The sequence below is a fragment of the Bacillus sp. TH17 genome (assembly GCF_016651125.1).
Taxonomy (GTDB): domain Bacteria; phylum Bacillota; class Bacilli; order Bacillales; family Bacillaceae_G; genus Bacillus_A; species Bacillus_A mycoides.
In genome coordinates this window covers 4,044,096-4,056,342 of record NZ_JAEKEN010000001.1, presented here as the reverse complement: position 1 = coordinate 4,056,342, position 12,247 = coordinate 4,044,096, and the positions used below count along the sequence as shown (strand labels likewise).

Annotated in this window: 14 protein-coding genes and 1 pseudogene; 10 read left to right on the top strand and 5 right to left on the bottom strand. The window is 35.9% G+C overall.

The window, feature by feature from the left end; all coding sequences use genetic code 11:
- Positions 1-24 precede the first annotated feature (24 nt).
- The 5 genes and pseudogenes from JFT95_RS20750 to JFT95_RS20730 all read left to right on the top strand — a co-directional run bounded on the left by JFT95_RS20750 (position 25) and on the right by JFT95_RS20730 (position 2,062).
- Positions 25-357: a cupin domain-containing protein gene (locus JFT95_RS20750; RefSeq protein WP_002129379.1), complete on the top strand. Its 333-nt coding sequence runs from the start codon at positions 25-27 to the stop codon at positions 355-357.
- Positions 354-1,148 (top strand): GNAT family N-acetyltransferase, encoded by a 795-nt coding sequence (locus JFT95_RS20745; protein WP_201053140.1) that lies wholly within the window; start codon positions 354-356, stop codon positions 1,146-1,148. Before JFT95_RS20750 ends, JFT95_RS20745 begins: the two co-directional genes overlap by 4 nt.
- 3 nt (positions 1,149-1,151) lie before the next feature.
- The gene (locus JFT95_RS20740) at positions 1,152-1,496 is read left to right on the top strand and encodes a DUF6176 family protein (protein WP_002034307.1); all 345 of its coding nucleotides are present in this window, start codon (positions 1,152-1,154) and stop codon (positions 1,494-1,496) included.
- A gap of 50 nt (positions 1,497-1,546) precedes the next feature.
- Positions 1,547-1,792, top strand: a pseudogene (locus JFT95_RS20735) (anti sigma factor C-terminal domain-containing protein); the annotation flags it as partial.
- A 63-nt stretch (positions 1,793-1,855) separates the two neighbouring features.
- A complete protein-coding gene (locus JFT95_RS20730; RefSeq protein ID WP_002088956.1) occupies positions 1,856-2,062 on the top strand; it encodes a hypothetical protein in 207 nt (68 codons plus the stop codon).
- A 45-nt stretch (positions 2,063-2,107) separates the two neighbouring features.
- Here JFT95_RS20730 and pepQ read toward each other — a convergent pair whose 3' ends face one another.
- Positions 2,108-3,205: a Xaa-Pro dipeptidase gene (pepQ, locus tag JFT95_RS20725; RefSeq protein ID WP_002143359.1), complete on the bottom strand. Its 1,098-nt coding sequence runs from the start codon at positions 3,203-3,205 to the stop codon at positions 2,108-2,110.
- 149 nt (positions 3,206-3,354) lie between these two features.
- On the opposite strand from pepQ, the gene JFT95_RS20720 reads away from it, so the two are divergent.
- A complete protein-coding gene (locus JFT95_RS20720; RefSeq protein WP_201053680.1) occupies positions 3,355-4,038 on the top strand; it encodes a metal-dependent hydrolase in 684 nt (227 codons plus the stop codon).
- Positions 4,039-4,079: 41 nt separating this feature from the next.
- Here the strand turns inward: JFT95_RS20720 and JFT95_RS20715 are convergent, their stop codons facing one another.
- Positions 4,080-4,238 carry a hypothetical protein gene (locus JFT95_RS20715; RefSeq protein ID WP_186321013.1) on the bottom strand — a complete coding sequence of 53 codons (159 nt, stop codon included), beginning with the start codon at positions 4,236-4,238 and terminating at the stop codon, positions 4,080-4,082.
- 247 nt (positions 4,239-4,485) lie between these two features.
- Between JFT95_RS20715 and JFT95_RS20710 the strand changes: the two genes are divergently transcribed.
- Complete coding sequence (locus tag JFT95_RS20710) at positions 4,486-5,799, top strand: DRTGG domain-containing protein (protein WP_002034295.1); 1,314 nt, start codon at positions 4,486-4,488, stop codon at positions 5,797-5,799.
- Between the two features lie 211 nt (positions 5,800-6,010).
- Entirely contained in the window at positions 6,011-6,274 is a 264-nt protein-coding gene (locus tag JFT95_RS20705; protein ID WP_002034294.1) for a DUF3949 domain-containing protein, read from the top strand.
- Positions 6,275-6,281: 7 nt separating this feature from the next.
- On the opposite strand, the gene JFT95_RS20700 is transcribed toward JFT95_RS20705, so the two are convergent.
- Positions 6,282-6,587: a YtpI family protein gene (locus JFT95_RS20700; RefSeq protein WP_002088950.1), complete on the bottom strand. Its 306-nt coding sequence runs from the start codon at positions 6,585-6,587 to the stop codon at positions 6,282-6,284.
- 315 nt (positions 6,588-6,902) lie between these two features.
- On the opposite strand from JFT95_RS20700, the gene JFT95_RS20695 reads away from it, so the two are divergent.
- Complete coding sequence (locus JFT95_RS20695) at positions 6,903-7,835, top strand: DHH family phosphoesterase (RefSeq protein WP_012261810.1); 933 nt, start codon at positions 6,903-6,905, stop codon at positions 7,833-7,835.
- A 52-nt stretch (positions 7,836-7,887) separates the two neighbouring features.
- Here the strand turns inward: JFT95_RS20695 and ytrI are convergent, their stop codons facing one another.
- Positions 7,888-8,391, bottom strand: a complete 504-nt coding sequence (ytrI, locus tag JFT95_RS20690) for a sporulation membrane protein YtrI (RefSeq protein WP_002088948.1) — start codon at positions 8,389-8,391, stop codon at positions 7,888-7,890.
- A complete protein-coding gene (locus tag JFT95_RS20685) occupies positions 8,388-8,801 on the bottom strand; it encodes a YtrH family sporulation protein (RefSeq protein ID WP_002034291.1) in 414 nt (137 codons plus the stop codon). Before JFT95_RS20685 ends, ytrI begins: the two co-directional genes overlap by 4 nt.
- Positions 8,802-8,843: 42 nt before the next feature.
- Here JFT95_RS20685 and dnaE point away from each other — a divergent pair, with 42 nt between their 5' ends.
- Positions 8,844-12,176, top strand: a complete 3,333-nt coding sequence (gene dnaE / locus JFT95_RS20680; RefSeq protein ID WP_201053139.1) for a DNA polymerase III subunit alpha — start codon at positions 8,844-8,846, stop codon at positions 12,174-12,176.
- Positions 12,177-12,247: the final 71 nt, after the last annotated feature.

Here is a 12,247-nt window from a genome sequence, read left to right as displayed (position 1 = left end):
ACTAATGAAAGGGTGGGACGAAAGATGGAAACTGTAAATTTATTAGAATTAACAAAGGACATTCAAGAACAACATAAAAACTTCGTCGTTTCAAATGTAAATAATCATTGCTTACGAATCGCCGTATTTACTGGTGAATATGATTGGCACTATCATTCTAATTCGGATGAATTATTTATTGTGCTAGAGGGAGAACTACTTATCGATTTTGAAGATGGAGAGACGGCGGTTTTAAAGCCAAATGATTCTATCTTAATTCCAGCATGCACGATCCATAGAACGAGAGCATTCAAGAGAACGGTAAATCTTTGTTTTGAAAATATAGAGGCGGATACGATTAAAGTGGAGCAATTATGAAAACATTATCTGTAGCCCAGTATAGAAAAATCCTTCCGATTTTAGAAGGTCATACAAGGACAACAACCTTTGCTCATGCGGTATGTGATCAAATGATAGATGGTGAAGTTTTTGCAAACGAGAAGTTAACAGCAGGACTAATTCGTACAGCTAATGGTATCTATTATTTATTTGGTGATACGGATGATCAAAATTATAACGAATATTTATTTGCGTATTTAAAAATGGCTATTGAAAAAACAGAGAAACGATTTACACTGTTCACTTCGAGTGAAGAGTGGGAAATGATGATTGAAGAGTACTTTAGTAATGCATTTCGGAACATCCCACGAATGACATTTCAATTTCAAAGAGAAGTTTTTGAAGACAGAAGAATAGAATTAAACAAAAATACATATGAAATTAAACGTATTGATAAAAGTGATATAGAACGAAGTAATGAATTTACAGAGGATTATTACAAAGAATATTGGGGATCAAAAGAAGTGTTTTTAAATAACGGCTTTGGTTTTTGTATAGAACAAGATGGGATGATTGTAGCCGAATGCGTCTCAATATTTAGAGGGAATGGTTTTGCTGAAATTGATATTGCAACACATGAAGCACATCAAGGGAAAGGGTTAGCTCAAGCTGTCGCAACACGTTTCATTGAACAGTGTATACAAAATCATATTACACCATGCTGGGATTGTAATGTAGATAATATTCCCTCGCAAAAATTAGCTAGTAAATTAAGCTTCCATAATCCAGTAGAATATGTTTTGTTTGTCCGCAAGAAAATGGGGGAATAAAAGATGAACGTAGAATTAACAAGATTCAAAGTCAAGCCAGGTAAAAGTCATCGGGTAGACGAATGGATGCAGCTTCTTAATGATAATATGAAAGAAGTGCTTTTGACATTAAACGACGAAAAGATGTATGTAGAGACAATTTTCCGGGAAATAAGAGATGGAGAAGAGTACTTATATTGGTATTCTGTGCAAGGAGAAGGCGGGGCTCTTGTCGAAAATTCTCATCATGAAATTGATAAAAAGCACTTAGCGTTTTGGTATGAATGTATTGATGAAGAAACACCGTCTGTTGATATGAAAACAGAAGTTGTTATGATTCAAGATGTTGTGAAGGAAGTAATGAAATAATAGAATAGTATGTTGGAGAGAAGCGCATCAAAATAGATGTGCTTTTTATTTTGAAAAACGATTTAACAATAAACTCAAAAGAATTTCTATACCAAATGAAGTATTTAGCAAAAAATAGTGAAGGTATACCAAGTGATTATTTTGAACAATATTATAAAGAAATAAAAAACACGAAACCAAAAGACCTACCAATATACGGTGTAGTTGTAACAGGGAAAACAGAGGATTTACAAGGTTTACAAGGAGCACCATATATTAAGGCGGCTGTAAGAGGCGTAACAGTTGAGAAATATTGATTACAATTAATTAATGTGAATAATCAGAAAATTTATGTTATAATATGGGAAAAGGAGGTTTATATGAGGCAAATACATGGAGCAATTTATATTTACATAACAATGTTTTTCGTGGCGATATCCTATGGATTAGGGCACGTGTATTCGCATCCTATACTAACTTTTTTAAGCGGAGCATGTATGGCGTTTGCGCTTCTTGTCCACCTTTTCTCAGTTTGGATCGTGAAATTTCAAATAAATATTAGTGAGATAGAAGAAGGCACTTTTTAAAGGGCCTTCTTTAATAAAAAGGTAGCGATCACGCTACCTTTTTTATTATTTCACAAATTGTAATTCTTTCGGGAATTTCGTTAAGATTTCTGATCCGTCTTTTGTGATGTAAATATCATCTTCAATACGAACGCCGCCTACGTTTGGTACGTAAATACCTGGCTCGATTGTGAAGACCATACCTTCTTTTAATAGAGACTCATTGCCTTCTTTTACATCTGGATATTCGTGTACGCTAATTCCAAGTCCGTGACCAAGTCGGTGTGGGAAGAAGTCTCCATAACCTGCATCTGCGATAACAGAGCGAGCGGCGTTGTCAATTGCACCAAATGTAACGCCTGGTTTACATGCTTCAACTGCTTGTAGTTGTCCAGCAAGTACAGTGTTGTAAATGCGAGTTTGTTCTTCAGAAATATCACCAAATGCTACTGTACGCGTAATATCAGAGCAATAACCTTCAATGATTACACCTAAATCAAATAGTACGAAATCGCCGCGTTTCATTTTGTTTGCACCTGGAATACCGTGTGGAAGAGCAGAGTTTGAGCCTGCTAATACCATCGTATCGAATGACATTTTATGGATGCCTTTTGTTTTTAATTCATGCTCAATAATTGCTAATACTTCTAGCTCACTACGATTTTCTTTAATTGCATTTACACCAACTTCAACAGCATAATCTGCCATTTTAGCTGCTTCACGCAAAATAGAAAGTTCTTTTTCATCTTTAATTAAGCGAAGCTCGCGAACTTTCTCTTCAGCTGATTTGAAAGCTGCATTTGGGAATAACTTTGTTAATTCTTCGTAACGTTCTACGTTTAAATGCTCTTTTTCAATTGCAACTGCATTTGCATCAATACCACGATCTTTAATTGCTTTTGCAATCATATCCCATGGTCTGTCCGTATCAGTAAATCCGATAATCTCATGTGCCCAGCCAGCGTTACGTGCTTGGCCTTCTTCCATTTTAGGACAAATTAAAATAGGCTCTTTTTCTTGGAATACAAACATACCAAGTAGTCTTTCATGTGGTTCACAGTGGAAGTTTGTCATGTAGAAGACGTTCGGTGTAGAAGTTAAGAACGCAGCTTCTACGTTTTTTTCTTTTAGCCATTGCATTAAATTTTCTAATCTAGCATTCATCGATTGGCACCCCCGAGATATTTAATTACAAATATAACTTTACATCGGACGAAAGCGTTATGACAAGTAAATCGATGTTAGAAAAGACAGGGAATTGAGAAATCATGTAGAATAAAAAGTGTGAATGTGAATAGGGGAGGAATGTAATGATGAAAGTATCGTATCACGGGCATTCAGTTGTAAAGATTGAAATGAATGGAAAAGTTATTTTAATTGACCCATTTTTAACGGGAAATCCGAAAACAGATTTAAAGGCTGAAGATGTAAAAGTTGATGCAATTCTTTTATCTCACGGTCATGGTGATCATGTTGGAGATACAGTAGAGCTTGCGAAGAAAAATAATGCAGTTGTTGTAGCACCATTTGAACTGGCGACATTTTTAAGTTGGCAAGGTGTAAATACACAACCAATGCATATTGGTGGTTCACATGAATTTGACTTTGGAAAAGTGAAATTTACTCAAGCATTCCACGGCTCTAGTTATATTGATGAAGAAAATAAGACGATTACATATACAGGTATGCCAGCTGGTATTTTGTTTACAGCAGAGGAGAAAACGGTATATCATGCAGGAGATACTGCTTTATTCTCTGATATGAAGTTAATTGGAGAACTTAATAATATTGATGTAGCATTTTTACCAATTGGTGATAATTTCACAATGGGGCCAGAAGATGCTGTTTTAGCTGCAAAATGGATTGGTGCGAAAACGGTTGTACCGATGCATTACAATACGTTCCCAGTTATCGAACAAGATCCATATCAATTTGTAGAAAAGCTACAAAATTGTACAGGGAAAGTATTAGAAGCTGGAGAAAGTATTACACTATAAAAAAGAAACCCTTCATTGTGAAAAGACAAGTGAAGGGTTTTTTACGTGTGTAGTACAGCTTTTAAAGTTTGCACTTGTTTTGGTGATTCTTTTCTTTTTGGAAGTGGCTGTTCAGGTGTTTCATTCAATTCCATCGCAACTTTTTTCCCATCTACGAAAGCTAAAAATACAGCACCTACAACCTCTAAAAATTTTTTCATAATGTATTCGCTCCTTTGTTTCATTTCTTGTCTTAATTGTATATTGAAGCGTGTGGACAAACCATCGAACTAGATGACGATACCATTACATTGTTGTAATAGAATGACTGGTGTAATGTAAGGAGCATTTTGTTATAAAAAAAATAGTACAGACATACAAAGAGAGAGTGTAACAGTTTTGGAAATATAGTATACTGAAAATACAACACATGAAGAATTTAGGGAAAAGAAAGTATGGTGAAACCATTTGGCTACCAAACATAATCAAATTTTAGAACATATTAATAGCCTGCCAGTAGGGCATAAAATTTCTGTGCGGCAAATTGCGAAAGATCTAAGTGTAAGTGAAGGGACCGCTTACCGTGCAATTAAAGATGCAGAAAATAAAGGGTATGTTAGTACAATTGAACGTGTCGGAACAATTCGAATTGAGCAAAAGAAGAAAGAGAATATCGAAAAACTGACATATGCAGAAGTCGTTAACATTGTCGATGGCCAAGTACTTGGGGGCAGAGAAGGACTACATAAAACGTTAAATAAATTCGTTATTGGGGCTATGAAATTAGAAGCGATGATGCGCTATACAGAAGCGGGGAACTTACTTATTATCGGTAACCGTACGAACGCACATCAATTAGCATTAGAGACAGGGGCTGCTGTATTAATTACAGGTGGATTTGATACAGAAGAGCATGTGAAAAAGTTAGCAGATGAATTGAAATTGCCAATTATTTCGAGTAGTTATGATACATTTACGGTCGCAACGTTAATTAACCGTGCAATTTATGATCAACTTATTAAGAAAGAAATTGTACTAGTTGAAGATATTTTAACACCAATTGAAGAAACACTATATTTAAAGCCTAGTGACATAGTGCAGAAATGGCATGAGTACAATGAAGAGACGATGCATGGACGTTATCCAATTGTGGATGAAAATAAAAAGGTGTTAGGTATCGTAACTTCGAAAGATATGATTGGTGTTGCGAAAGAAACACCGATTGATAAAGTTATGACGAAACACCCTATTACGGTAAATGGAAAAATGTCCGTCGCAGCTGCAGCACGTATGATGGTGTGGGAAGGTATTGAATTACTTCCTGTTGTGGAGGATGGAAATAAATTGCAAGGTATCATTAGTCGTCAAGATGTACTTCAGGCGCTGCAAATGATTCAGCGTCAACCACAAGTTGGTGAAACGATTGATGACATTGTAACGAATCAATTTATGACGCCGAAAGAAGCAAAAAATGAGCATTTATATCAATTTTCAGTGACACCACAAATGACGAATTCAATCGGGACGTTATCTTACGGTGTATTCACAACAATTGTGACAGAAGCAACAAACCGCGTCATTCGTGCGCAGAAGAAGAGCGATTCAATTGTTGAGAACTTAACAATTTATTTCGTAAAACCGGTTCAAATTGATAATGTTGTATCGGTTCATCCGAAAGTATTAGAAATTGGCCGTAAATTTGGTAAGGTTGATGTAGAAGTACATCATGAAGGTAATGTTGTCGGGAAAGCATTACTTATGGTGCAGTTAATCGATAAATAAAAAGGTGGAACAAATCGCTTTGGTTTGTTCCATCTTTTTTGTTTTATTGGGTTTGGAAGCTGTTGTTAAAGATGTGGAAGAGTTTTAGCGGGAAATATATATAAGGAGAGATGAATGTATAATTAGAAAAAACAGAATATTAATTCACTTAGATTGTATACTATGATATAATTAGATTGTAAGATAATGGATGTCGGAAGGGGGATGCAATATGTCATCAGAATTACTCTTTTTTGGTGGTATCGCACTCTTTTATTTCCTTGTGATGATACCAATTCAATACTTATACTTACAAGGATTAAATGAAAAAAAGAAACGAACAGGATTATCTCAGCAAGAACTATACAAACAGATGTCTTTTGGAGAAGAACAATTACATTTTCACGTGCAAGGTAATCCCTTTAATATACCATCTGCGTTTGTTGCATATATGATTTTGAAAGTGAAGGGACGTAAAAAAGCATCACAATGTTGATGCTTTTTTACGTTGTTTTATAAGATTCGGCTTCTTTGACTGCTAATGGTAGAAAATGTTTATATTGGCGGAATCCATTAAATGTACTCGCGCTGCCAAGTAAAATAAACAAAACACCAACGATAATGCGTGCAGTTGAAAGTTCTAAAAAGAATTGGTTTATCCCAAAGAATAGGACGAATAAGCCGAGTGCCATTGCGGATTTTCCTGAGAGCCAACCTTTCTCCATTGGACGGTTTGTACGAAAGAACTTTGTTTTGTAGAAGAGGTACAACACAAATGAGATGATAATACAAAAGACGAATACTGGCATAATACACGCTCCCATCGATTGGTATAAAAATAACAATTTAGAAAAAAGAAAAATCTAAACTTTCTAACTTTTATTATAAAGCAATTGTTCGCATGTATGAAATGTTTTCCGTTATAATGGGGGATAAAGTGAAACTTTAATTAGTGTGGGGAGATCCCACATACTAATTATTAGCCCTCACCAATCGGGCTTTTACGTGCATCCAGGCTCCAAATTAATTTTGCCCCATTGTTTTTAATACTTTTGAGGTAGGAGTCTTACTACACGTTAATGCGGGATAAAATGAAGAAGTTGAATAAAAAGGAGATTATACATATGCATGAGCAAATTTTAGGAGCAATTAAAGAGTTTGATACAATTATTATTCATCGTCATGTACGTCCGGATCCAGATGCGTTAGGTTCTCAGTGCGGACTTGGTACAATTCTGCAAGAATCGTTTCCAGAGAAAAATATTTATATGGTTGGGTACAACGAGCCTTCTTTATCATTTTTACGAGTAATGGATGATATTGAAGATAGTGTATATGAAGATGCACTTGTTATCGTATGTGATACTGCGAACCAAGAACGTGTTGACGATCAACGCTATGCAAAAGGGAAGATGTTAATTAAAATTGATCATCATCCGAATGAAGATCCGTACGGAGATATTACGTGGGTAGATACGACATCAAGTTCTACAAGTGAAATGATTTATGAGTTTTACAGTTATGGAAAAGATAAAGGATTACAGATAACGAAAGAAGCAGCTCGTCTTATTTTAGCGGGTATTGTTGGGGATACAGGTCGTTTCTTATTCCCGAATACAACAGCGAAAACACTTCGTTACGTAAGTGAGCTTGTTGACATGGATGTAAAATTCACAGATTTATACAATGAAATGTATAAGACAAAAGAAAAAATCGCTCGTTTAAATGGTTATATTTTACAAAACTTCACAATGGTAGAAGAAGGCGCAGCGTACATTAAATTAACGAAAGAGGTACTAGAAGAGTTTGATGTACTTTCTACTGAAGCATCTGGTGTTGTCGGAGCACTTGGTAATATTGATGGATTAAAGGCATGGGTTCTATTTTTAGAGGAAGATGATGTTATTCGTGTTCGTCTTCGTTCAAAAGGACCAGTTATTAATAAGTTAGCAATGCAATATAATGGCGGAGGACATCCGATGGCTTCTGGTGCAAAAGCATCTTCTTGGGAAGAAGCAGATCGCCTGTTTGCTGATTTACGTGAGCTGTGTAGATAAAAATTGTATGTTGAACGAAAGAGAAGGAGAGGCACTGAAGCCCTCCTTTTTTTTATTTTTCTTTCTCTATATCAATACTAATTTCAAGTACGGTATCAAAAGAGACTGTGTCTACTTTAAAGCGGTATATACGATCGTAATGTTTGTACGTTTTATTTTCGATGACTTTTTTGAGCAGGTCTTTATTTTTTGCGATGCTTTGAATGTTTTTCGTTAAAAGATGCTGGAGATCATTATGGATAGAAGTGGTCATGTTTTCAAGTGTAAGATTGTCTAAATCATATTTTTTTCGATTTATAATTTTTATTTTGATTTCTTGAATTGTTAAGAGCCGTTTATTTTCTGTGTTCAATTTCTCTTGGTCTTCGAGAAGGACGTGGAGTTTTGCTTCTTGTTTTTCGATAATTTCTTTTTGTTCTGCTATTTTACTAGTTTGTTCTTCTTGAAAAACACCGTATATGTACAAAAAAACAAACCAGCTCAACACTCCTCCAACAGCAGCACCAGCTAAAACTAAATACCACCTTTTGGCTGTATTGGCACTGGGTACTCTCATACATGTTCCTGTGTAAGCCATTTAATAATAATAAGACCAGTTTGCATACCGCCAGTTGCAAAAAAAATAAGGAGAATTTGTTTTACGATATCTTTCATATCTCCGCCAAAGAAGCTTCTTTCAAAGCTATAAAAGGTATCGAACGTTCCGCCAATTGCTGCAACGAGTGCCCAAATTCTTAAATTTTGGGCGAATTGATTAATATAAGTTAGAGCTGGTTTTCCGATGAGAAATGCACCAAATCCGCCAATTAATGAACCACCAAGTATAACTCCAAAGGCAATAAAATAACTAATAATAAGCAGAGAGAAAAAAGTATGTTCTCTTACATCCATCGTCATTCCCCTTTCTTCTTCATATATATGGACAAAGTATGAGAAGTATGTTTTGATTTCCGCTTTCCTCATCACCTATAATAAAAGTAGTCACATAGGTAAAGAGAGGGTACAACAGTGAAGTTTGTGCATTTACAATGTCAAACCGTTTTTAGTTTATTAAAAAGTGCTTGTAAAATTGATGAGCTTGTCATTCGGGCGAAAGAGCTTGGATTTTCATCGCTGGCCATTACAGATGAAAATGTTATGTATGGAGTTATTCCGTTTTATAAAGCATGCAAGAAAAATGGTATACAGCCTATTATCGGCTTAACAGCTTCTATTTTTAGTGAAGAAGAAGAAAGGTCTTATCCACTTGTCTTACTTGCTGAGAATGAAATAGGCTATCAAAATTTATTAAAGATCTCTAGCAGCATTATGACGAAGTCAAAAGAAGGTATCCCGAAGAAGTGGCTTGCTCATTATGCGAAAGGGTTAATTGCAATTTCACCAGGGAAAGACGGAGAGATTGAACAGCTATTATTAGAAGACAAAGAGAGTCAGGCTGAAGAAGTAGCTCGTACGTATCAAAATATGTTCAGCAATTTTTATATAAGTTTGCAGCATCATGCGATTCAAGATGAACTACTTTTACAAGAAAAACTGCCTGAATTTATTAATAAGGTAAACGTTCCAGTCGTTGCAACAAATGATGTTCGTTATATTAATCAAAGTGACGCACTTGTTCATGAATGTTTATTATCTGTTGAAGGCGGAACGAAAATGACTGATCCAGATAGACCGAGAATGAAAACGGATCAGTATTATTTAAAGTCATCGGATGAAATGGGAGCACTATTTTCTCATGCTGAGGAAGCGGTTCAAAATACAATAACAATCGCGGAACGTTGCCAAGTAGAAATTCCTTTCCATGTAAATCAATTACCGAAATTTCCTGTTCCATCTAACGAGACGAATGATACGTATTTGCGCCGTGTTTGTGAAGAAGGCTTGCAGAAACGCTATGGTACGCCGAAAGAAGCGCATATAGGACGTTTGGATCATGAATTAAATGTTATTTCTCGTATGGGATTTAGCGATTATTTCCTCATCGTATGGGACTTTATGAAATATGCACATGAAAATCATATTTTAACTGGGCCAGGCCGTGGATCGGCAGCTGGTTCACTCGTTTCTTACGTATTGGAAATTACAGATATTGATCCGATTGAATATGAATTATTATTTGAAAGGTTTTTAAACCCTGAACGTGTGACACTTCCAGATATTGATATTGATTTTCCAGATATAAGACGTGATGAGATGATTCGATATGTGAAAGATAAATATGGTCAGCTTCGTGTTGCTCAAATTGTAACGTTCGGAACTCTTGCAGCGAAAGCCGCAATTAGAGACATTGCTCGTGTAATGGGACTCCTGCCAAGAGATATTGACATATTTTCAAAACTTATCCCATCAAAGCTTGGTATAACGTTAAGAGATGCATATGAGGAATCGCAATCGCTCCGTGAGTTTATACAAGGGAATCTGTTACATGAGCGTGTGTTTGAAATTGCAAAACGTGTAGAGGGATTACCGCGTCATACGTCTATTCATGCAGCTGGCGTTATTATGAGCCAAGAACCGTTAACGGGAAGTGTAGCGATTCAAGAAGGGCATAACGATGTCTATGTTACGCAATATCCAGCTGATGCATTGGAAGAACTTGGATTGCTCAAGATGGACTTTTTAGGCTTACGTAATTTAACGTTACTTGAAAATATTATAAAATTTATTGTTGAAAAAACTGGGAAACAAATTGATATAAGAAATTTACCTCTGCAAGATGAAAAGACGTTTCAATTGTTAGGAAGAGGGGATACAACAGGTGTATTCCAGCTTGAATCAGGTGGTATGCGAAATGTACTTCGTGGGTTAAAACCGAATGAATTTGAAGACATAGTCGCTGTTAACTCGTTATACAGACCAGGACCGATGGAACAAATTCCAACCTTTATTGAATCGAAGCATGGGAAAAGACAAATTGAATATTTACATCCGGATTTAAAGCCGATTTTAGAAAGAACATACGGCGTAATTGTATACCAAGAACAAATTATGCAAATCGCATCGAAGTTAGCTAGATTTTCGCTTGGAGAAGCGGATTTGCTGCGCCGTGCAGTGAGTAAAAAGAATCGTGATATTTTAGATCAAGAACGTAAGCATTTTGTTCAAGGTTGTTTGGAAAACGGATACGATGAGACATCTTCAGAACAAATTTATGATTTAATTGTAAGATTTGCGAATTACGGTTTTAACCGAAGTCACGCTGTAGCTTACAGTATGATCGGATATCAGCTTGCATATTTAAAAGCAAATTATACGCTGGAATTTATGACTGCGTTATTATCAAGTGCAATTGGAAATGAAGATAAGATTGTGCAGTATGTACGAGAAACGAAGCGGAAAGGTTTTCACGTTTTACCGCCGTCTCTTCAGAGAAGTGGTTACAACTTCCAAATAGAAGGGAATGCGATTCGATATAGTTTACTTTCGATTCGGAATATCGGAATGGCTACCGTGACGGCATTACTCGAAGAACGAGAGGAAAAAATGTTCGAAGATTTATTTGAGTTTTGTCTTCGTATGCCATCAAAATTTGTAACAGAGCGAAATTTAGAAGCGTTTGTCTGGTCTGGTTGTTTTGACGGTTTTGGTGTTTCGAGGACGACGTTATGGAGAAGTCTTAAAGGAGCGTTGGAGTATGCAAATCTTGCACGTGATTTTGATTTAGGGGATGCTGTTCCGAAATCAAAATACGTACAAGGAGAAGAGCTATCCTTTATTGAACAGTTAAATAAAGAGAAGGAAGCACTCGGTTTTTATTTATCTAGCTATCCGACAGCGCAGTATGCGGAGCTAGGAAAAGAATTAGAAATTCCATCTCTTGCTCAGGCGATGCGACATAAGAAAAAAGTACAAAGAGCGATCGTATATATAACAAGTGTGAAAGTTATTCGTACGAAAAAGTTGCAAAAGATGGCGTTTATTACATTCTGTGATCAAAATGATGAAATGGAAGCCGTTATTTTTCCAGAAACGTATATACATTTTTCGGACAGGTTACAAGAAGGTGCAATCGTTTTAGTTGATGGTACGATCGAGCAAAGAAATCATAAGTTGCAATGGATCGTGAATGGACTATATCCGCTAGAAGAAATGGATGTTTATGAAGGAATGAAAGAAGCATCTGTTTACGTGAAATTGCCGTCTCAATATGAAAAAAAGCTTGTAAATCAAGTTACAAAAATATTGTTTGATTATTCAGGTTTTACGAAAGTACTAATTTATTATGAAAAGGAACATAAAATGGTACAATTATCTCGAAGTTTATCGATTCATCCAAGCGAAGAATGTCTAGGAGCACTTCGTAAAATTGTCGGTGACGAAAATGTCGTTGTGAAAATATAATGGACAATTTCCCTACACTTCGATTATTATAGTAGTAGTGTTCGTGGTCAGACCACTTGGAGAAATTGATA